This is a genomic window from Klebsiella sp. I138 (genome assembly GCF_051131765.1).
Lineage (GTDB): Bacteria > Pseudomonadota > Gammaproteobacteria > Enterobacterales > Enterobacteriaceae > Klebsiella.
Map to the genome: position 1 here is coordinate 2,244,912 of NZ_CP180447.1, position 22,359 is coordinate 2,267,270.

At 53.1% G+C, this 22,359-nt stretch carries 16 protein-coding genes; 4 read left to right on the forward strand and 12 right to left on the reverse strand.

Translation table 11 applies throughout. The annotated features are described in order from the left end of the window. Positions 1-25: 25 nt before the first annotated feature. The 8 genes from lpxK to serC form a co-directional block, all read right to left on the reverse strand. On the reverse strand, positions 26-1,006 hold the full coding sequence (lpxK, locus tag ACMYSK_RS10520) for a tetraacyldisaccharide 4'-kinase (RefSeq protein ID WP_434642753.1): 981 nt from the start codon (positions 1,004-1,006) through the stop codon (positions 26-28). Beyond that, positions 1,003-2,751 (reverse strand): lipid A ABC transporter ATP-binding protein/permease MsbA, encoded by a 1,749-nt coding sequence (msbA, locus tag ACMYSK_RS10525; protein WP_434642756.1) that lies wholly within the window; start codon positions 2,749-2,751, stop codon positions 1,003-1,005. The genes lpxK and msbA overlap by 4 nt, the downstream gene beginning before the upstream one ends. A 36-nt stretch (positions 2,752-2,787) precedes the next feature. Next, the gene (locus tag ACMYSK_RS10530) at positions 2,788-5,052 is read right to left on the reverse strand and encodes a ComEC family protein (protein WP_434642759.1); all 2,265 of its coding nucleotides are present in this window, start codon (positions 5,050-5,052) and stop codon (positions 2,788-2,790) included. A gap of 210 nt (positions 5,053-5,262) precedes the next feature. Then, positions 5,263-5,550: an integration host factor subunit beta gene (gene ihfB, locus ACMYSK_RS10535; protein ID WP_004100704.1), complete on the reverse strand. Its 288-nt coding sequence runs from the start codon at positions 5,548-5,550 to the stop codon at positions 5,263-5,265. Positions 5,551-5,701: 151 nt separating this feature from the next. After that, entirely contained in the window at positions 5,702-7,375 is a 1,674-nt protein-coding gene (gene rpsA / locus ACMYSK_RS10540) for a 30S ribosomal protein S1 (RefSeq protein ID WP_004860074.1), read from the reverse strand. Between the two features lie 136 nt (positions 7,376-7,511). After that, positions 7,512-8,195, reverse strand: coding sequence for a (d)CMP kinase (gene cmk, locus ACMYSK_RS10545; protein ID WP_434642761.1), 684 nt, complete (start codon positions 8,193-8,195; stop codon positions 7,512-7,514). A 205-nt stretch (positions 8,196-8,400) separates the two neighbouring features. Continuing rightward, positions 8,401-9,684, reverse strand: coding sequence for a 3-phosphoshikimate 1-carboxyvinyltransferase (gene aroA / locus ACMYSK_RS10550; protein ID WP_434642764.1), 1,284 nt, complete (start codon positions 9,682-9,684; stop codon positions 8,401-8,403). Between the two features lie 72 nt (positions 9,685-9,756). Continuing rightward, the gene (gene serC, locus ACMYSK_RS10555; protein ID WP_434642767.1) at positions 9,757-10,845 is read right to left on the reverse strand and encodes a 3-phosphoserine/phosphohydroxythreonine transaminase; all 1,089 of its coding nucleotides are present in this window, start codon (positions 10,843-10,845) and stop codon (positions 9,757-9,759) included. A 476-nt stretch (positions 10,846-11,321) separates the two neighbouring features. Here serC and ycaO point away from each other — a divergent pair, with 476 nt between their 5' ends. The 4 genes from ycaO to pflA all read left to right on the forward strand — a co-directional run bounded on the left by ycaO (position 11,322) and on the right by pflA (position 17,724). Next, positions 11,322-13,082, forward strand: a complete 1,761-nt coding sequence (gene ycaO / locus ACMYSK_RS10560; protein ID WP_434642770.1) for a 30S ribosomal protein S12 methylthiotransferase accessory factor YcaO — start codon at positions 11,322-11,324, stop codon at positions 13,080-13,082. Positions 13,083-13,466: 384 nt separating this feature from the next. Further along, complete coding sequence (focA, locus tag ACMYSK_RS10565) at positions 13,467-14,324, forward strand: formate transporter FocA (RefSeq protein ID WP_434585726.1); 858 nt, start codon at positions 13,467-13,469, stop codon at positions 14,322-14,324. Positions 14,325-14,375: 51 nt separating this feature from the next. Further along, positions 14,376-16,658, forward strand: coding sequence for a formate C-acetyltransferase (pflB, locus tag ACMYSK_RS10570; protein WP_434642773.1), 2,283 nt, complete (start codon positions 14,376-14,378; stop codon positions 16,656-16,658). A gap of 325 nt (positions 16,659-16,983) precedes the next feature. Further along, entirely contained in the window at positions 16,984-17,724 is a 741-nt protein-coding gene (gene pflA, locus ACMYSK_RS10575; protein WP_434642776.1) for a pyruvate formate lyase 1-activating protein, read from the forward strand. Positions 17,725-17,804: 80 nt separating this feature from the next. Here pflA and ACMYSK_RS10580 read toward each other — a convergent pair whose 3' ends face one another. The 4 genes from ACMYSK_RS10580 to ACMYSK_RS10595 all read right to left on the reverse strand — a co-directional run bounded on the left by ACMYSK_RS10580 (position 17,805) and on the right by ACMYSK_RS10595 (position 22,359). Continuing rightward, on the reverse strand, positions 17,805-19,244 hold the full coding sequence (locus ACMYSK_RS10580) for an APC family permease (RefSeq protein ID WP_434642779.1): 1,440 nt from the start codon (positions 19,242-19,244) through the stop codon (positions 17,805-17,807). Between the two features lie 211 nt (positions 19,245-19,455). Beyond that, positions 19,456-20,604: an MFS transporter gene (locus tag ACMYSK_RS10585; protein ID WP_434642782.1), complete on the reverse strand. Its 1,149-nt coding sequence runs from the start codon at positions 20,602-20,604 to the stop codon at positions 19,456-19,458. A gap of 272 nt (positions 20,605-20,876) precedes the next feature. After that, positions 20,877-21,740: a dimethyl sulfoxide reductase anchor subunit family protein gene (locus ACMYSK_RS10590; RefSeq protein WP_434642785.1), complete on the reverse strand. Its 864-nt coding sequence runs from the start codon at positions 21,738-21,740 to the stop codon at positions 20,877-20,879. A gap of 1 nt (position 21,741) precedes the next feature. Continuing rightward, positions 21,742-22,359 (reverse strand): DMSO/selenate family reductase complex B subunit, encoded by a 618-nt coding sequence (locus ACMYSK_RS10595; protein ID WP_434642788.1) that lies wholly within the window; start codon positions 22,357-22,359, stop codon positions 21,742-21,744.

Consider the following 22,359-nt stretch of genomic DNA (forward strand, 5'->3'; position numbering starts at 1 on the left):
CGTGATTGAAGCTAGCGTGGCAGAACTAACGTTGCGCCAGCGTCACCAGTTCCGTCAGCAACTGCTGTGCGCGTTCATCCGTCATTATGGCGTCGACGGGTAAATACCACCAGTTTGCTTCGGCAAACTCACGACATTTCACCGCGTCTTTCTCGGTCATCAGCAAAGTTTGCTGTGCATTCACGAGGGAGGAAACGCTCGCCTGAGTCAAGGCCTGGTGATCGGCAAGCGCGACGGTTTTCACCGGCCGTATGCCGCAGCTTTCGAGAGTGGCAAAAAAGCGTGGAGGATGGCCTATCCCGGCCATAGCAACGACATTGTCGAAGGTGGCCACGTCACGCCGTTCGCCGCTGCGTAAATTCACCGCCTGCCCAGGGCGCAGCTGCATGGGGATCTCTCCCGCCTGTGCGACACCGCCGTTAACAATGATGGCATCAACGCTGCGCAGACGTGAAGCGCGTTCACGCATCGGCCCGGCCGGTAGCCACCAGCCATTGCCGAAACGGCGCACGCCATCAATCACGACAATTTCTTTATCCCGTGCCAGCTTGTAGTGTTGCAGGCCATCATCGGTGATGATGAGCTGCAGATCGTATGCCCCGAGCAGCGCCTGTACCGCCTCGCGACGCACCGGAGAAACCGCAACCGGCGCGCCGGTACGTTGAAAAATCAGCACCGGCTCATCGCCGGCCTCTGCGGTACTGGTCTGGTTGTTGAGCAGCAGCGGATAGCTTGCCGCTTTCCCACCATAGCCTCGGGAAACAACGCCGACGCGAATGCCGCGCTGGTGGAGCTGCTCTACCAGCCAGATGACCACCGGCGTTTTGCCGTTACCCCCGGCGGTGAGGTTACCTACAACCGCCACTGGAACCGGTGCTCGCCAGGCTTTCCTCATGCCCAGCCGATAGCTGAGACGAATCAGCCCGCTCACCAGACCATAGAGCCAGGAGAGCGGCAGCAAGAGCCGCCATAAAGGCGACTCACCGGACCAGATACGCGCAATCATTGGCCAAACTGCATCTTATGCAACTGAGCATACACGCCGCGATGTTCCAGCAGATCGGCATGGCTGCCACGCTCGACGATGCGACCATCTTCCACAACCACAATTTCGTCGGCTTGTTCGATGGTGGACAGTCGGTGGGCAATGACCAGCGAGGTGCGGTTTTTTTGCAACTCGTCCAGCGCCGCCTGGATTGCGCGTTCAGATTCGGTATCCAGCGCCGATGTCGCTTCGTCCAGAATCAGAATCGGGCTGTTACGCAGCAGCGCACGCGCGATTGCAATACGCTGGCGCTGGCCACCGGAGAGCAGCACGCCGTTCTCACCGATAACGGTATCAAGGCCATTATCCATTTTGTTGATAAAGTCCATCGCATAGGCCATACGCGCCGCATCTTCAATCTGCTCGCGGCTATACTCTTCCGTACGCGCATAGGCAATGTTGTTTGCCACGGTATCGTTGAACAGATGAACGTTTTGCGATACCAGAGCCACCTGATCGCGCAGAGATGCCAGGGTGTATTCGCGCAGATCGTGACCATCCAGCAGAATCTGGCCGTCATCGATATCATAAAAACGGGTAATCAGGCTGGCGATGGTCGATTTACCCGAGCCCGAACGCCCCACCAGTGCAACGGTTTTACCTTCCTGAATGCTCAGGTTGATATTTCGCAGCGCCGGCGTTTCACGGCCAGGGTAGGTAAAGGTGACATCGTTGAACTCCAGGTTGCCCTTTGCACGCTCGATAACCAGCTTACCTTCGTCTTTCTCCTGTTCGGAGTCGAGAATCGCAAACAACGTCTGACATGCTGCCATCCCGCGCTGGAACTGAGCGTTGACGTTAGTCAGTGATTTCAGCGGGCGCATTAACGCAATCATCGAGGAGAAGACCACGGTGATCGTACCGGCGGTCAGCGTTTCCATCACGCTCGGGAAGCTGGCGGCATAGAGGACAAATGCCAGCGCCAGTGAAGCAATCAGCTGAATAATCGGGTCAGAAATTGACGATGCGGAGACCATTTTCATCCCCTGCAAACGCATTTTATTGCTGACTTTATCAAAGCGTTTGGTTTCTACCGCCTGGCCGCCAAACATCAGCACTTCTTTATGCCCTTTCAGCATCTGCTCAGCGCTGGTGGTCACCTGCCCCATGGTGTTCTGCATGTTTTTGCTGATATTACGAAAACGCTTGGAAACCACGCGAATAGCGATAGAGACGATCGGTGCCAGCACGATCAGAATCAGCGACAGCTGCCAGCTGTAGTAGAACATCATCACAAACAGGCCGATGATTGAGGCACCTTCACGCACGACGGTAATCAATGCGCTGGAAGAAGATGAAGCGACCTGTTCAGAGTCGTAAGTAATACGCGACAGGAGCGTACCCGTGGACTGCTTATCAAAGAAGGAGACGGGCATTCCCATCATATGGCTGAACAGACGACGGCGCATCGTCATAACGACTTTGCCTGAAACCCATGAGATACAGTAGCTCGAAATATAGCTGGTGATGCCACGCAGTAGCATCAACCCAATCACGACCAGCGGCATCCATAGCAGCACTGAGCGATCCGTTTTACCAAAACCATCATCCAGTAACGGTTTAAGAAGCGATAGCATGAAGGTATCACTAGCGGCGTTAAAGACTAACGCTACTGCCGCGACGATCAGTCCGGTTTTAAATGGCGCAATAAGCGGCCAGAGGCGGCGGAAGGTCTGCCACGTGGAGAGATCTTTATCATTCTGCATTCAATAAACCAGCTTATGTTGAAATAGCCGCATATTCTACCCGTTATCCACGGTCTCGCCAAACCACTGATGATACCAACGAGGTAAAAGTTGATCTCGTAAGCTGTGGATTTGCCAACCTTCTGTAGAAAAAATAACCGTAAGTTGCCCCTGATGCGGCGTATCGAACCACCGATAGCCCTGGTGGCGGTAGCGCTGTACCACTTTCGCCACCGGCATGTGCCAGGCATTATATCGCGATGCCGAAGCCAGCGCCGCCTCCCCCCCGACCCGCTGCAATAACGCAACCGAAGAGGAGGTATTACTTCCGTGGTGCGGAACCTGGATAAGTGTAGACGCAAGATGCTGCCAGTAGTGGCTCATCATTGCCCGTTCCGCTGGAATTTCAATATCTCCGGTCAGCAGGATGCTCCGTACTCCATCATCAATACGTATCACACAGGAGCGGTTGTTACCCGTCATCTTTGAGCCTTCCAGCGGCCAGAGCGCGCGAAAAGTTAACCCGCGCCATTGCCAGGTTTCGCCGCGACGACAATGTTGATGCCCCTGCCAGCCCAACGGGCTGCGGATCCACAAACCGGGCCACGCCTTCAGCAACGTATTGAGGCCCCCGCGATGGTCAAGATGCTCATGACTCAACACAATCCCCTCCGGGCGCAGGTTATGCCAGCGCAGCCAGGGAATAATAACCTGCTGGCCGCTGTCACCCTCGGGCCAGGCTGTCCCGGTATCATACAAAATCGCCGCCCCCTCGCGTTCGATAACCATGGCCAGCCCCTGCCCGACATCCAGCATTGTGACTCGCCATTCATCTTTCTCTGTCTGACGCCACAGGGGCCAGCTCAGCAGTATCGTACTGCTGAGACAAACTGCCGGTAATGAACGCCAGGCATGAAAACGCCACACCAGCAGCATCAGCCAGGGCAATACGCTCAACCCCACCCAGCGAAAATCCAGACTCAGCCAGCCCTGCGGCAGCTGACGTAAATACCAAAACAGTGCCGCCAGCAGGTGGTCCGCCAACGACCACAGAATCGTCTCAACCACTGCGGGCCCACAAAGATGTAACAGCATTGCCAGCAGAATGCAGGGAACGATAGCGAAAGTGACCAGCGGCACGGCAACCAAATTCGCTCCCCAGGAAGTCAGGCTGATACCGTGGAAAAGGGCAATCTGGATCGGCAATAGCAGAAACATCAGTCCAAGCTGGAGGTGACCTAGAGCAAGAACCTCACGCCACGGCCAGCGCCATGTACGCAGCGGCAGTGGCACCAGCTGATACCAGAAAATCAGAGTGGCAACCGCAAAGATGGACAGCCACAGGCTGTCGGACAAAACGGCCAGCGGATCGGCAAATAAAATCGCGCCGATGCAGCATAGCCATATCTGCCAGGATGACCAGCGTTTGCCGGAAAGCCGCAGGCCCACCGCGCCGCTCAGTGCCACGCAGGTGCGCAGCGCTGGCGGCTGCATACCGGTCAGCCAGGCATAAAATAGCGCACAAGCCAGACCGATAAGCAGTGGCATTCTCCAGCCAATCCACCGGCACGGGAAAAAGAACTGCAGGCCACGAACCAGCAGTCCACCGAGTACGGCGCCTAGTGCAATATGTAAACCAGAGATAGCCATCAGATGCGATGTTCCGGTTTCCTGCATCAGACGTTTGATTTCCCCCGGTACAACCAGCCTCTCCCCCATGCCGAGCCCGAGTATCACCGGCTGCCAGGGGAACGCCTCAAGAGTACGACCTAACGATGCCAGATAGCGCGCGCGGTAGCTGCACGTCGGGTCAACGGCTTCAGCTGATGTAAAGCGCCCGGTTAACGAGCGATGCTGCGCCAGGGAAAAACGCTGACCGTCAAAGCCCCCCTCGTTGAGCTGGCTATGGACTGGACGAAGGCGAACGGCCATCTTCCAGCGCTGTCCGGCGCACGATTCCCCGGGCAGCGCATTGCCATAGAGAGTGACCACCGGAGCCGGCCATAGCCGCTGCCCGTTCCAGCGGAGAATCTTTCCCTGGTAGGTCGTCTCCCCCTCTACTGCCGTCAGTTTAATCTCCACCTGCCGGGTACTGCCGGGTAGCACCTGCATCGGCCACAGCACCTGATGCGCGCTCAATACGCCCCAGGCAAAAAATAATATAGTCAGAGTCAGGTAGCGTACTTGCCTCCTGCGGTACACCAAGAGCAGGAGTGCGCCGACGATGATTCCCTGAACAGCAGTCAGTGTAGGGAGCGCCGGCAATAGCGACAGCGGGCAAATTCCGACAACCACGCATCCCGCAAGCTGTGATAAACGCATAACTCCCTCCTGTTGACGGGAAGTATCGCGTGAACGTTTAAGGTCGTCATTTATCGTTCGACAAGTCTGGATACCGGTTTCCACAGAAGCGTCAGGATTGCTGCAAAACGAAGAGGATGCTGCGAGAAGGGGCAAATTGCGGGTATAAAAAAAGCACCTGCAGAGGTGCTTTTTTTATCATCGGAGTACGTTGTCGCGGCTCTGCGAAACTTACTCTTCGTAAATATTGGCGCGGTCGCGTAATTCTTTCCCGGGTTTAAAGTGCGGAACGTACTTACCTTCCAGCTCGACTTTATCACCAGTTTTCGGGTTACGCCCGGTGCGAGGTGCTCGATAATGCAAAGAGAAACTGCCGAAACCGCGGATTTCAATGCGCTCACCTTGAGCAAGCGTTGAGGCCATATGTTCCAGCATTTCTTTAACAGCATCTTCGACTGCTTTCGCAGGAATGTGAGATTGCTGGCTGGCAAGTCTTTCTATCAATTCTGACTTGGTCATTATTCCTCCGGTTTCCTTCAAGGCAAAGTTAGCTAACTGCTTTAAACAAGGGCGGCCGTAGCCGCCCTTTGTGCTTGATTACAGGACGAATCCTGCAATCTGTCAAGTAAACTCGTCGCAATTCAGGTTGTTGTAACCTGAATGACTAAGATTACTCGCCTTTAGCTGCTTTGAAAGCTTCAGCCATTGCGTTGTTAGAGAAGTTTGCATCTTCCTGTTTGTTAACAGTTGCGATTGCATCTTTCTCATCAGCTTCGTCTTTAGCACGAACAGACAGGCTGATTGCGCGGTTTTTACGATCAACGCCGGTGAATTTAGCTTCAACGTCGTCGCCAACGCTCAGAACCAGAGTCGCATCTTCAACGCGGTCACGGGAAGCTTCAGAAGCGCGCAGGTAACCTTCAACGCCGTCAGCCAGTTCTACGGTTGCGCCTTTCGCGTCAACTGCAGTGACTTTACCGTTTACGATTGCGCCTTTCTTGTTCAGTGCAACCCAGTTGTTGAACGGATCTTCTGCGAGCTGTTTAACGCCCAGGGAGATACGCTCACGCTCTGCGTCAACCTGCAGAACAACTGCTGCGATTTCGTCGCCTTTTTTGTATTCACGTACTGCTTCTTCGCCTGCAACGTTCCAGGAGATGTCAGACAGGTGAACCAGGCCGTCGATGCCGCCGTCCAGGCCGATGAAGATACCGAAGTCAGTGATAGACTTGATTTTACCTTCAACACGGTCGCCCTTGTTGTGGGTTTCCGCAAACTGCTGCCACGGGTTGTTTTTGCACTGCTTCAGACCCAGGGAGATACGACGACGTTCTTCGTCGATATCCAGAACCATAACTTCCACTACATCGCCAACGTTAACAACTTTGGACGGGTGGATGTTTTTGTTGGTCCAATCCATTTCGGAAACGTGAACCAGGCCTTCAACGCCTTCTTCGATTTCAACGAAGCAGCCGTAGTCGGTCAGGTTGGTCACGCGACCGGTCAGTTTGGTACCTTCCGGATAACGCTTAGCGATAGCTACCCACGGATCTTCGCCCAGCTGTTTCAGGCCCAGAGATACACGAGTACGCTCGCGGTCGAACTTCAGCACTTTAACAGTGATTTCGTCGCCAACGTTTACGATTTCGCTCGGGTGCTTAACGCGTTTCCACGCCATGTCGGTGATGTGCAGCAGGCCGTCAACGCCGCCCAGATCAACGAATGCGCCGTAGTCAGTGAGGTTCTTAACGATACCTTTGACTTCCATGCCTTCCTGCAGGTTTTCCAGCAGCTGATCGCGTTCTGCACTGTTTTCAGATTCGATAACAGCACGACGGGAAACAACAACGTTGTTACGCTTCTGGTCAAGCTTGATTACTTTGAACTCAAGCTCTTTGCCTTCCAGGTGCAGAGTGTCGCGAACCGGACGAACGTCAACCAGGGAACCTGGCAGGAACGCGCGAATACCATTCAGCTCAACAGTGAAGCCACCTTTAACTTTGCCGTTGATAACACCGACTACAGTTTCAGCTTCTTCGTAAGCTTTTTCCAGCGTGATCCAAGCTTCGTGACGTTTAGCTTTTTCACGGGACAGCAGGGTTTCACCGAAGCCGTCTTCTACTGCATCCAGAGCAACGTCAACTTCGTCACCGACCTGGATTTCCAGCTCGCCCTGGGCGTTTTTGAACTGCTCTGCCGGAATGGCAGACTCAGATTTCAGACCGGCGTCAACCAGTACGATATCTTTGTCGATAGCAACAACAACACCACGAACGATGGAACCCGGACGGGTTTCGATTGTTTTTAAGGATTCTTCAAATAGTTGAGCAAAAGATTCAGTCATGTTTAATCTTCAGGTTTCATATTTAACGTCCACCTGGCTCCGTGCCGGATGGGGTTGTTTAACATACCCGCTAACACTCCATTGCTGCGGGGGTACTGCTATAATTCTGAGGCCGTTTCGCTTCACCGCTTAGCGGTCAGGCGACTGCCAGTTTTTCGCGCGCATAGTGTAGCGCTTTTTCAATAACTTGCTCAATGTTTAGTTCAGTTGAATCGAGAACTAAAGCATCGGCGGCCGGGACAAGCGGCGCCACGCTGCGATTACGGTCGCGATCGTCACGCTCTTTTATCTCGGACAAAAGACGTTCAAAGTTAACACTAAAGCCCTTTTCCTGCAACTGTAGCATGCGTCGATGAGCGCGTTCCTGTGCCGATGCATCAAGGAAAATTTTCACTGGCGCATCGGGAAATACCACGGTTCCCATATCGCGTCCGTCGGCAATCAAGCCAGGCAGTTCACGAAATGCGCGCTGACGGCGAAGCAATGCTTCGCGCACGCGCGGAAATGCGGCGACTTTCGATGCGGTATTAGCCACTTCCTGAGTACGAATTTCAGCGCTGACGTCTTCGCCTTCAAGAATCACTTCCAGGTTGCCATCGGTGGAAATAAAACGCACGTCCAGATGCGCAGCGAGCGGCACCAGTGCCTCTTCGGATTCGACATCAACATGGTGATGCAGCGCCGCGAGGGCCAGAACGCGATAGATGGCACCGGAATCCAGCAGATGCCAGCCGAGTGCTTCCGCCATTGCCTTGCACAAGGTGCCTTTACCCGCACCGCCAGGCCCATCAATGGTGATTACCGGAATAGTTGCCGTCATCTTTTTCTCCTTCAGCAAGGCGCATAGAATATAAACGCCGCGCATTATACGCATCTATACGCGGGAAAGTGAGCATTGCTTGCAAATTACGGACTACCAGAAATGAAACGCAGAAGAATTGCGCAATTATAGCGGGCTGACGAGACATCAGCCCGGGAGATGACAATGTTTTACTTATTCAGGGTACTTTTTGCACCAGCGAGCATTACGCCAGCGTGCTGATCCGCGCCAGCTGCTCGAAGTAGTCCGGGAAGGTTTTTGCCGTACATTTCGGGTCAAGAATGGTGACCGGCGTATCAGAAAGCGCCACCAGCGAGAAACACATCGCCATGCGGTGATCGTTGTAGGTACCAATCTCGGCAAACTGCAGCGCAAGCGGAGGGGTAATACGGATGTAATCCTCCCCCTCTTCCACTTCGGCACCCACTTTACGCAGCTCTGTTGCCATCGCAAACAGGCGGTCGGTCTCTTTGACGCGCCAGTTATAGATGTTGCGCAGCGTGGTGGTGCCTTTTGCAAACAGCGCCGCAGTGGCGATGGTCATTGCCGCATCCGGAATATGATTCATATCCATATCAATGGCGTTCAGCTGGCCGCGGGTACAGGCAATATAATCGTCGCCCCAGGTGACGGTCGCGCCCATTTTTTCCAGTACGTCGGCAAACCGAATATCGCCCTGCACGCTATTGCGGCCAATACCGGTCACTTTCACCGTACCGCCTTTGATAGCGCCGGCGGCAAGGAAATAAGACGCCGACGAGGCATCCCCTTCGACCAGATAATCACCCGGCGACTGGTACTGCTGATGACCCTTCACTACGAAACGCTGGTAGGCCTGGTTTTCAACCTCAACGCCGAAGGTTTTCATCAGATGCAGCGTGATATCGATATACGGTCTGGAAACCAGCTCGCCTTTAATGGCGATAACGGTATCCTGCGGCGCCAACGGCGCAGCCATCAGCAACGCGGTCAGGAACTGGCTGGATACGCTGCCATCTACTTCAACCTGGCCGCCGACAAAACCACCGCGCAGGCGCAGAGGCGGATAGTTTTCCTGCTCCAGATAATCAATTTGCGCGCCGCCCTGGCGCAGGGCATCGACCAGATGGCCAATCGGGCGCTCTTTCATCCGCGGTTCGCCGGTCAGCACGATATCGTTGCTACCCAGACACAGCGCTGCCGCCAATGGACGCATGGCGGTCCCTGCGTTACCGAGGAACAGCTCCAGTGCGTTACCGGCCAACAGCGGCCCACCGTTGCCGGTGACTTCACAGCGGGTACGATCGGAAGACAGGTCGTAATGAACTCCCAGGGCGCTCAGGGCATTCAGCATATGGCGTACATCGTCGCTGTCCAGCAGGTTGGTCAGCACCGTGGTGCCTTGGGCTAATGCCGCCAGCAGCAAAGCGCGGTTAGAGACACTTTTTGACCCAGGCAGGTTCACGGTGCCATCCACTCGCGCAATGGGTTGTAACGTCAGGGATTCCATCAAACTCAACTCTCAAACAAACAGAATAAAAACCCCGCAGGCCGGCTGCGGGGATGAAAAGCAGGACGGTGATTAGCCGTGGCGACGTTCAAAGTCCTGCATAAAGTCGGTCAGTACCTTCACGCCCGCCAGCGGCATCGCGTTATAGATAGAGGCACGCATGCCGCCCACTACGCGGTGCCCTTTCAGCGCATGCAGGCCAGCTGCGAAGGACTCTTCGAGGAACAGTTTATCCAGCGCGCTGTCGGCCAGCTGGAACGGAACGTTCATACGGGAACGGTTAGCCGCTGCAACGTCGTTACGATAGAAGCTGCTGCGGTCAATCACGCCATAGAGTAAATCGGCTTTTTGCTGGTTAATTTTATCCATTGCCGCCACGCCGCCCTGTTCTTTCAGCCACTTGAACACCAGGCCTGCCAGGTACCAGGCAAACGTCGGCGGGGTATTAAACATGGAGTCGTTGGCATCCAGAACGCTATAGTCGAGAATTGACGGACAGGCGATGCTGGCTTTGCCCAGCAGGTCTTCACGAACAATAACCAGCGTCAGACCCGCCGGCCCGATGTTTTTCTGCGCGCCCGCATAGATAACACCATAGCGGCTGACATCGATCGGGGCAGAAAGAATGGTGGAGGAGAAATCCGCCGCAACCACCACGTCGTCACCGAAATTCGGCGTTTCATCAATCGCGATGCCGTCGATGGTTTCATTCGGGCAGTAGTGCAGGTAGGCCGCACCTGGCGTCAGTTGCCATTCGCTCATCGGTTTTACCGCCCGCAGGCCGTCAACCGTAATTTTGGCGTCGATGGCATTCGGCGAACAATATTTTTTCGCTTCTTTGATAGCACTGGCCGCCCAGTAGCCTGCGTCAACATAATCAGCCGTGGTTTTATCACCGAGCAGGTTCAGCGGAACGCCCGCGAACTGACCGCGACCACCGCCGTGGCAGAATAAAACTTTGTAGTTGGAAGGGATATTGAGCAGATCGCGAAAATCCTGTTCCGCCGTCTCGGCCACCTGGATAAACTCTTTACCGCGGTGGCTGATCTCCATCACCGACGTACCCAGCCCCTGCCAGTTGCACAGTTCTTGCTGCGCCAGTTTGAGAACTTCCGCCGGCAGCATTGCCGGGCCCGAACTAAAGTTATAGACCTGAGCCATTTCCCCTCACCACATTGCTATGTTATTTGCTCGCGAACCGTCGCGGGCATCAGTAATCCCGGAATCTGTACACAAAATCGTTCAACACGCGTCAAGGCGGCAGATCCGGGCAGTCCAGGAACTTAACCGGGATAAGCAGACTGAGCCAGCAAAGAGGCAGTGTGAAGGAGGATGTGTATATCGGTTTTATCATTCGGTGACACACACCGCAATGGGTAAAACTGACCGATGGTGAAATGCGCCCCCCGTCACACAAAAGAATCAACCACCTTGACGTCATAAAACCGACATAATTGCTGTCATGGCATCGGTTTTTCTCTCTGTGCCTTCAACCCTGCTGCATTTATCTGTCTCCGGGTAAATTTGTCTGATTGGACGATAAGAAAGCAGTGAGAAAATCCCGTACCGAACGTGATAGCGCCTGTCATCTAAAAGCCGTATCATTGCGCGCTTTACGTACGATAAAAGTGATCGCCATGACTCAAACGTTTATTCCCGGCAAAGATGCCGCCCTGGAAGACTCCATCGCCCGCTTCCAGCAGAAATTGCTCGACCTCGGATTTGATATTGAAGAGGCCTCATGGCTGAATCCCGTACCGCACGTGTGGTCAGTGCATATCCGCGATAAAGAGTGCTCGCTGTGTTTTACCAACGGCAAAGGTGCCACGAAGAAAGCGGCGCTGGCCTCGGCGCTTGGCGAATATTTCGAGCGTCTGTCCACCAACTACTTTTTTGCTGACTTCTGGTTAGGCGAAACCATTGCGAACGGACCATTCGTCCACTACCCAAATGAAAAATGGTTCCCGCTGACTGAAGATGATGAAGTGCCGGAAGGTCTGCTGGATCCTCGCCTGCGCGCCTTCTACGATCCTGACGATCAACTGACTGCCGGCATGCTGGTCGATTTGCAGTCGGGGAATGACGAGCGTGGCGTGTGTGGCCTGCCGTTCACCCGTCAGTCCGATGGCGAAACCGTGTATATCCCGATGAATATCGTCGGCAACCTGTATGTCTCTAACGGTATGTCAGCAGGCAACACGCCGAACGAAGCGCGCGTTCAGGCACTGTCGGAAGTCTTCGAACGTCACATTAAAAACCGCATCATCGCTGAAAGTATCAGCCTGCCGGAAATCCCTGCGGAAGTGATGGCACGCTATCCTGGCGTAGTGGAATCCATTAATAAGCTGGAAGCCGAAGGTTTCCCGATTTTTGCTTACGATGGCTCACTGGGCGGTAAATACCCGGTTATCTGCGTGGTGCTGTTTAACCCGGCTAACGGAACCTGCTTTGCCTCTTTCGGCGCCCATCCGGACTTTGGCGTCGCCCTGGAGCGTACCGTCACCGAACTGCTGCAAGGCCGTAGCCTGAAAGATCTCGACGTCTTTACACCGCCGACCTTCGATGATGAAGAAGTGGCCGAACACGCCAACCTTGAGACTCACTTTATTGATTCCAGCGGTCTGATCTCCTGGGATATGTTCAAGCAGGATGCCGATTATCCGTTCGTCGACTGGAGCTTCTCCGGCACGACGGAAGAAGAGTTCGCCACTCTGATGGCTATCTTTAAAGAAGAAGATAAAGAAGTTTACATCGCCGATTACGAACACCTGAGCGTCTATGCTTGCCGCATCATCGTTCCGGGTATGTCGGACATTTATCCGGCAGAAGATCTGTGGCTGGCCAATAACAGCATGGGCAGCCATCTGCGCGAAACCCTGCTTTCCCTTCCGGGCAGTGAATGGGATAAAGAAGACTATCTGGCGCTGATCGAGCAGCTGGACGATGAAGGGAACGACGACTTTACCCGCGTACGCGAGCTGCTGGGCCTGGCAACGGGCAAAGACAACGGCTGGTATACGCTGCGTATTGGCGAACTGAAAGCGATGCTGGCGCTGGCCGGTGGCGATCTGGAACAAGCGCTGATCTGGACCGAATGGACCATTGAATTCAATGCTTCCATCTTCAGCGCAGAGCGCGCCAACTACTACCGCTGCCTGCAGACGCTGCTGCTGCTTAGTCAGGAAGAAGAACGCCAGCCTCTGCAGTACCTGAATGCCTTCATCCGCATGTACGGGGCTGATGCGGTAGAAGCCGCCAGCGCGGCAATGAGCGGTGAAGCGCCGTTCTACGGCCTGCAGCCGGTAGATAGCGACCTCAAGGCCTTCCCGGCCCATCAGTCGTTACTGAAGGCCTATGAAAAACTGCAGCGGGCAAAAGCGGCATTCTGGGCCAAATAAGGCTTTAATCTGCTGGTAAGCGTATTTTAACGGGGTCGATGAGGGCCCCGTTTTTCGTCGCTGAGCAGACTCGCCGCTAATTTGTGGTTGCTACGTTAACTTACCGTAAAAATTTTTTACGCATCAGCTTATGGTTGTTAATTTTAATAAAAAATACCCCATTTTAATTAACCGTCAGCACTGTCCCAAAATGAAAAAAATCAACATAAGTTGTAAATATTAAAATTTATTTTTTTAATATAAAACAGATAGTTAAATACAAAACAAGTAAAAACCATACGTATACAGGGCTTATAGTTCCGGTGGGATATGATCTACATCAATTTCCCTTCTATAATGCTTTGTTAGTATCTCACCGCCAACTTTTATAAAGAGAGAGTTAGTGTGAAAGCTGACAACCCTTTTGATCTATTACTCCCTGCTGCGATGGCGAAGGTTGCCGAAGAAGCAGGTGTCTACAAAGCGACAAAGCACCCGATGAAGACGTTTTATCTGGCGATTACCGCTGGTGTTTTCATTTCCATCGCTTTTGTCTTCTATATCACAGCGACAACCGGCACTGCCGCGATGCCTTTCGGTATTGCCAAACTGATCGGAGGGATCTGCTTTTCACTCGGCCTGATTCTCTGCGTCATTTGTGGTGCTGACCTGTTTACCTCCACCGTTCTTATCGTCGTGGCGAAAGCCAGCGGACGAATTACCTGGGGTCAACTGGCAAGAAACTGGCTCAACGTCTATGTTGGTAACCTGATAGGCGCATTGCTGTTTGTATTGCTGATGTGGTTGTCTGGCGAGTATATGGCCGCTAACGGCGGTTGGGGCCTCAACGTCCTGCAAACCGCTGACCATAAAATGCACCATACTTTTATTGAAGCCGTATGCCTGGGTATCCTGGCGAACCTGATGGTCTGCCTGGCGGTGTGGATGAGCTACTCCGGCCGCAGCCTGATGGATAAAGCCATGATTATGGTTTTACCCGTGGCCATGTTTGTTGCCAGCGGCTTTGAGCACAGTATCGCTAACATGTTTATGATCCCGCTGGGTATCGTAATCCGCGACTTTGCAAGCCCGGAATTTTGGACCGCAGTCGGTTCTGCTCCGGAAAATTTCTCTCACCTGACCGTTATGAACTTCATTACTGATAACCTGATTCCGGTAACTATCGGGAACATTATCGGCGGTGGTCTGCTGGTTGGGTTGACATACTGGGTCATTTACCTGCGTGGCGACGACCATCACTAAGGGCCGTTTCAGGCAGTAAATAAAAAATCCACTTAAGAAGGTAGGTGTTACATGTCCGAGCTTAATGAAAAGTTAGCCACAGCCTGGGAAGGTTTCGCGAAAGGTGACTGGCAGAAAGAAGTCAACGTACGTGACTTTATCCAGAAAAACTATACCCCTTATGAAGGTGACGAGTCCTTCCTGGCTGGCGCAACTGACGCGACAACCAAGCTGTGGGACAACGTCATGGAAGGCGTTAAACAGGAAAACCGTACTCACGCACCTGTTGATTTCGACACTTCCCTTGCATCCACCATCACTTCTCATGACGCAGGCTATATCAACAAAGCCCTTGAGAAAATCGTTGGTCTGCAAACTGAAAAACCGCTGAAACGTGCGATTATCCCGTTCGGCGGCATCAAAATGGTTGAAGGTTCCTGCAAAGCGTACGATCGCGAACTGGACCCGATGCTGAAAAAAATCTTCACCGAATACCGTAAAACCCATAACCAGGGTGTATTCGATGTCTATACCAAAGACATTCTGAACTGCCGTAAGTCTGGCGTTCTGACTGGTCTGCCGGATGCGTATGGCCGTGGCCGTATCATCGGTGACTACCGTCGCGTTGCGCTGTACGGTATCGACTTCCTGATGAAAGACAAATACGCACAGTTCCTGTCACTGCAGTCCGATCTGGAAAATGGCGTAAACCTGGAAGCGACTATCCGTCTGCGTGAAGAAATTTCTGAACAGTACCGTGCTCTGGGTCAGATCAAAGAAATGGCAGCGAAATACGGCTGCGATATCTCTGGTCCGGCAACCAACGCACAGGAAGCTATTCAGTGGACCTACTTCGGCTACCTGGCCGCAGTTAAGTCTCAGAACGGTGCAGCAATGTCCTTCGGTCGCGTATCCACCTTCCTGGATGCTTACATCGAACGTGATATCAAAGCAGGCAAAATCAACGAGCAAGACGCACAGGAAATGATTGACCATCTGGTCATGAAACTGCGTATGGTTCGCTTCCTGCGTACTCCGGAATATGATGAACTGTTCTCCGGTGACCCGATTTGGGCAACTGAATCTATCGGTGGTATGGGCGTTGACGGCCGTACTCTGGTCACTAAAAACAGCTTCCGCTTCCTGAACACCCTGTACACCATGGGTCCTTCTCCGGAGCCGAACATCACCGTTCTGTGGTCTGAAAAACTGCCGCTGAACTTCAAGAAATTCGCCGCTAAAGTGTCTATCGATACCTCTTCTCTGCAGTACGAGAACGATGACCTGATGCGTCCGGACTTCAACAACGACGATTACGCTATCGCATGCTGCGTAAGCCCGATGATTGTTGGTAAGCAAATGCAGTTCTTCGGTGCTCGTGCTAACCTCGCGAAAACCATGCTGTACGCTATCAACGGTGGCGTTGATGAAAAACTGAAAATGCAGGTTGGTCCGAAATCTGAACCAATCAAAGGCGACGTTCTGAAGTTCGACGAAGTCATGGATCGCATGGATCACTTCATGGACTGGCTGGCTAAGCAGTATGTCACCGCACTGAACGTTATCCACTACATGCACGACAAATACAGCTACGAAGCTTCCCTGATGGCTCTGCACGACCGTGACGTGGTTCGCACCATGGCATGCGGTATCGCTGGTCTGTCCGTTGCGGCTGACTCCCTGTCTGCTATCAAGTATGCGAAAGTTAAACCGATTCGTGACGAAGACGGCCTGGCCGTTGACTTCGAAATCGAAGGTGAATACCCGCAGTTTGGTAACAACGATTCTCGCGTTGATGATATGGCGGTTGACCTGGTAGAACGTTTCATGAAGAAAATTCAGAAACTCACTACCTACCGTAACGCTATCCCGACTCAGTCCGTTCTGACCATCACTTCTAACGTTGTGTATGGTAAGAAAACCGGTAACACCCCTGATGGTCGTCGCGCTGGCGCACCGTTCGGACCAGGTGCTAACCCGATGCACGGCCGTGACCAGAAAGGTGCTGTAGCCTCTCTGACCTCCGTTGCAAAACTGCCGTTTGCTTACGCTAAAGATGGTATTTCTTACACCTTCTCTATCGTTCCGAACGCGCTGGGTAAAGATGACGAAGTGCGTAAAACCAACCTGGCAGGCCTGATGGATGGTTACTTCCACCACGAAGCGTCTATCGAAGGCGGTCAGCACCTGAACGTCAACGTCATGAACCGCGAAATGCTGCTCGACGCGATGGAAAACCCGGAAAAATATCCGCAGCTGACCATCCGTGTATCTGGCTACGCAGTACGTTTTAACTCCCTGACTAAAGAACAGCAGCAGGACGTTATCACTCGTACTTTCACTCAGACCATGTAAGTGGTGCTACCCAATGGATTTCGGGTTGCATCGCGGCGGCAAGTGCACGAATCCCGATGAGCTTACTCAAGTAAGTGATTTGGGTGAGTAAACGAAGCCAACAAAGATACAGCCTGAAAGACGATGGGTACTGACTGAAATCGCGAAGTAAAAAGCGTATAATAAAGGCTCCACACAAGTGGGGCCTTTTTAGCACTTCCCGTACTACAGTCTCTTTTGTCCGCTATCTATACTGCATGGATAACCGCCAAAACAGACTTAACACAGCCGGTTTGAGCTGTGCATCACAGGCCCCGGACGGGCCGAATCTGGAGATATCACCGCAATGTCAACTATTGGTCGTATTCACTCCTTTGAATCCTGTGGCACTGTCGATGGCCCAGGGATCCGCTTTATCACCTTCTTCCAGGGCTGCCTGATGCGCTGCCTGTACTGCCATAACCGCGACACCTGGGATACCCACGGCGGCACCGAAGTCACCGTTGAAAACCTGATGAAAGAGGTCGTAACCTATCGCCACTTTATGAACGCGTCCGGCGGCGGCGTCACGGCATCCGGCGGTGAAGCGATTTTACAGGCAGAATTCGTACGCGACTGGTTCCGGGCCTGCCGGAAAGAAGGCATTCACACCTGCCTCGACACCAACGGCTTTGTCCGCCGCTACGACCCTGTGATTGATGAGCTGCTTGAGGTGACTGATCTTGTCATGCTCGACCTCAAACAGATGAATGATGAGATCCACCAGAATCTGGTTGGCGTGTCGAACCATCGTACGCTGGAATTTGCCCGCTATTTGTCGAATAAAAACGTCAAAGTCTGGATTCGTTACGTGGTCGTTCCCGGCTGGTCAGACGATGATGATTCCGCGCATCGCCTCGGCGAGTTTACTCGCGATATGGGCAATGTCGAAAAAATCGAACTGCTGCCCTATCACGAGTTAGGCAAACACAAATGGGTGGCAATGGGCGAAGAGTACAAGCTTGATGGCGTACACCCGCCGAAGAAAGAGACGATGGAGCGGGTAAAAGGCATTCTCGAGCAGTATGGTCATAAGGTGATGTACTAACTTTCCGATCTTATTTCCGGGGCCGCATGCACGCCGCCCCGGAAAATACTCCCACCTCTTCCCGGTGTGTTACCCGTCATTCACGACGACGCGTCAAGCGTCTGTTTTCGCCTCGCGAGCAGCGGGAAAATCAGCCCCAGCCCGACCAGCACGAAAGGTGTCGCCACGTTAAGCGATAGCTGGAACGTCCATTCCGGCGTAAAAGCCTCCATCTTCGGGAAGATCCCGGTCAGACAGGCAAAAGCGGTAAACAGGAAGCACCATAGCCCAACGCCAAAAGCCAACGGGCGGTGGCGGATAAAAACATATTCCGTTTTAAAGCGGTCGGCCGCCTTAATCACCGCCATAAAGGCAATAAATACCCACAGGTAACGCAGCGGCATCACCACCGAGTTAAGATTCAACAGCCATTTGTAAAGATCATTCATATCCCCGATCCCAAGTGTCGGTAACATAATCAAAATCCCTACCAGTACCAGCGTCAAAATATAGCCATTGACCGGCGTGCCTTTTTCGTTCACCCGACATAACTTTTCCGGGACATATTTTCTGTCGGCGTCACCAAGCAATACCTTAAGCGGCGCATCAATGGAGAACACCAGCGCTGCAACCTGCCCCAGGGTATTTGCAATGGCATAGATAATCATCAGCGTATTACCCATATGGTAATATTCGCCTAATTTCTGGAAAGCGTAATACTGTCCGTTGGTCATCAGGTCATCGGGAATATGGCGAGAGTTAAACATCATCCCCATCGCCAGAGATCCGAGAATGGCGCAAACCGCCACCATGATCGCCAGCAAAATCATGCCGCGAGGAAACTCTTTGCCCGGGTTACGGGTGTTATTCACATAAGGCGATATTTTCTCCGCACCGCCGACGGCAAACACCAGCATAGAAATAGTCGTGATATAGGTAAAATCAATATGGGGAATAAAGGTCCGCCAGGTGATATCGGTAGTGGCAATTTCTACGTCGGTAATTGCTGGCGCCGTCACGGCCATCACGACATAGAGCAGCGACATGACAAACATCGCAATCCCGGCTACGGATCCCACGACCTTCAGTGACTTCATCCCGCGAGAAGCAATCCACATAAAAAACACAAACAGCAGCAGCGTGGCAGCCTGAAGTACGACGACGCCATATTGCGTAATCAGCGAGCCATTCCCTTTTATTGCCCACCCTAGCGCAATCAAGATAGCCTGCGGCTTTTGTGCCAGGTACGGAATATGCACTACCCAGTAGGTCCACGCTGCCAGATAAGCCAGCCCAGGCCCCATCGTATGTTTAATCCAGGTGCTGACCCCGCCTTTACCATCTTTAAAGGTTGAACCCAGTTGGCCAACAATCAGCGCATACGGCGTAAAATAGAGGGCAAAAATAAAAACCCATGAAAAGACAACGACCAGTCCCTGATTCGCGTAATTATTAACGACGTTACCGAAACCCCACACCGTAATAAACGACATCAGCGCAATGTTGTACCATCGCAGCTGTTTTTCCTGTGCACCCGCCATAAATTCCAGTCCTTGATATAATTCTTAGTGTTAAACCGACGGGATTATGCGTTTTATGCTTTTCCTGGACAATTAATGAGTGCAAAACTCTAACCATCTGCACATTAATTGCATTTTAATCCAGAAAAAAAGGAAAGTGTGGCAGATGTATATAGACGGGATATCAGAAATATGAATTTTGCGCGCGCTGTGGGCACAGCGCGCGAAGGACTCAGGCGTGAGCCACCGGCGTCGGATGGTGGCCTGCTTTGCGCAACAGCGTCAGCAGATAAATAAATGACACGCTGGCGATCATGATAAATAACAGATTGTCAGAAAAGTTCTGCATCAGCATCGCGGTGAAAGTTGGCCCAAGCAGGCTGCCGATGGTATAGCTCATCAACAATGCCTGATTCATCGCGACCAACTGATGGCGTTCGACTTTTTCGCAGGCCCATGCCATTGCCACCGGATACAGCGTGAAGCCCGATGCGCCAAGGATAAACAGCGCCGGAGCCATTGCCGCACCGCTGAGCATCGCCAGGCAGCCCAAAATCACCACAAAAACCTGAACGCGCAGCACCAGCAAGCGGCCATAGCGGTCAGCCATACGGCCGATCGGCCATTGCCCCAGAATCCCTGCGCTGACCATGACCGCCATCCAGAAACCAATGCCGGAATCACTCACGCCCTGATGGTTCAGCCACAGCGGCATCAGTCCATACAGCGACCCGAGCACAATCCCGGAGATAATGCAGCCGTTAACGCCATGGCGAGCCTGGCGCAGCTTAAGCATTGGCCAGATGCGTGCTGGCTCATGCTGTTCATCACTTTGATTAACCACGCGGGTAAACAGCAGAGGGAGAATCGCCGCCAGCGCTAACGCGGTCACCCACGGCAGCACGCTCATCAGATCGGTTGGCAGCTTGCTGACCATCAGTTGGCCCAGTACGGTCCCTACATAGTAAACCATCATATAGGCCGCCAGCAGACGGCCGCGGCTGCGCGACGTTCCGCTGCAAACCAGTGCGCTTTCTACTACCACCCAAATCATCGCGCAACCAACGCCGGCGAGAAAGCGCCAGCTGAACCAGGTCCAGAAACCGAGGGTAATACCAAGCCCAACGCAGCCAACCGCGAAGATCAGCGACGCAAGATAATAACTACGGTTAAACCCCAGACGCTTAATCACCCATCCGGCCAGCAATGTTCCCACCAGGTTACCGGTGAAATAGGACGACCCCACCATCCCGACCTGCCAGGTAGGCATATTTTCATGGGCGAGCCAAAGCGGGACGAGGGTATTTAAAACCGCAATCGCCAGCGTCAACAAAAGCAGACCGCAGAGCAACATTTGCACCGGCCGGGTGTAGATGGACATGGATATAACCGTGAGGAAGTTTAGATTTCGTGCGCATCATGCCACCGCTAAAAACATTGTCAATCCACCAGAAATCAGGCGGGACGCGGTTTCACGGGCAACGATAGAAGTTTTTTATCCAGCGGAGCGACAACAGAATTATTCTTTATATTATTCCATTGTTTTTATTAATTTATTGGAAATAAACGGCGGGAATATCAGTAGAAAAATTTCATGAATCAACAGCATTTTTTTGTTGCGCCAGAACCGGACGTCCTGGCGCAACAAATTTATCAGCTGGCGACAGCCATACCGACCGTCATATGCAGACCGTAGAAGACGCCACGTCCCACCATCTCACCCACCAGTACCAGCACGAATGCCAGACTGAGCAGCGGCACCGCAGGCTGATAGCCTTTGAGCAGAGGAACAACCCAGCATGCCAGAGCCAGCACCAGCGCGACGACTCGCCAGGCCATCAGCGAGCCATAGTCCGGCACCAGCGCGGAAGCCTGCTGAATGGAACTATGGATAGCCGGCAGCTCACTGCCTTGCATCAGGGCCACAATAACGCTGGCCACCAGCGCCAGCAGCGTGACCACTGGCAACAAACGCATGGCCCAACCGTCTACCCCTGCTACGCGCAGCAGCAGGTAGCCCAATAGCGGACCACCGATAAACAGCGTCAGGAAGAAACTCAGCGGCGTCCAGACGGTATACCAGGTCGGTACGGTATCAATGGTGTTATACACGCGCACCATCATCCAGACGAAGATAATGCCCAGCACCATCGTCGCGACCAGCCAAAGGCTACGCAGCCCGGCCGGAAGCTTCTTCATCACCGCCAGCAGCCAGCCAATGCCACCTACGGCGAAAAAGAGCGCGCCGCTGGCAATTTCGTTACTCAGCGATGACGCACCAATACGGTTAAGGGAGTTAAAGGCGCGCATCGGCGATCCCAGGTGCATCGTGGAAGCGATAAACCCAATCCCCATCAGCACCCATAAACCGAACATGCTTAGCACCACGCGCTGCTGCTGCTCATTCGACAAATTGCCTTTCATCAGCGCCAGGGCCAGGACGATAAAACCGCCTGCCACACATTGTCCAAAGACCGTGAAGATCATCAGCGGCCATTCATGCCATCCACTACCCATCTCACACCTCCTTCGGGTTGGCCAGATAGCCGGTTGTATCACCACACGGACGACTGTTGGCGTTCGGTTTGATGACAATACTAGGTTTTGTAAAATGTGCTGATGGCAGCGGTGCAACCGCGGCCAGCTGGCCGTGTTTTTTACGCAGTTCTTCGATGGGACCAAAGTCCAGCGCACGCAGCGGGCAGGACTCGACGCAAATCGGTTTTTTACCGTCAGCGACGCGTTCATGGCAGCCATCACACTTGGTCATATGTCCTTTCGCAGCATTGTACTGCGGTGCGCCGTACGGGCAGGCCATATGGCAATAGCGGCAGCCGATACACACATCTTCATCCACCACCACAAATCCGTCATCGCGCTTATGCATAGCACCACTCGGACACACCTTGGTGCAGGCCGGGTCTTCACAGTGGTTGCAGGCAATCGATAAGTAGTAGGCAAAGACGTTCTGGTGCCAGACGCCATTGTCTTCCTGCCAGTCACCGCCCGCATATTCATAAATACGGCGGAAGCTGACATCCGGCGTTAAGTTTTTGAAGTCTTTACAGGCCAGCTCGCAGGTTTTACAACCGGTACAACGAGCAGAATCGATAAAAAATCCATATTGAGTTGTCAT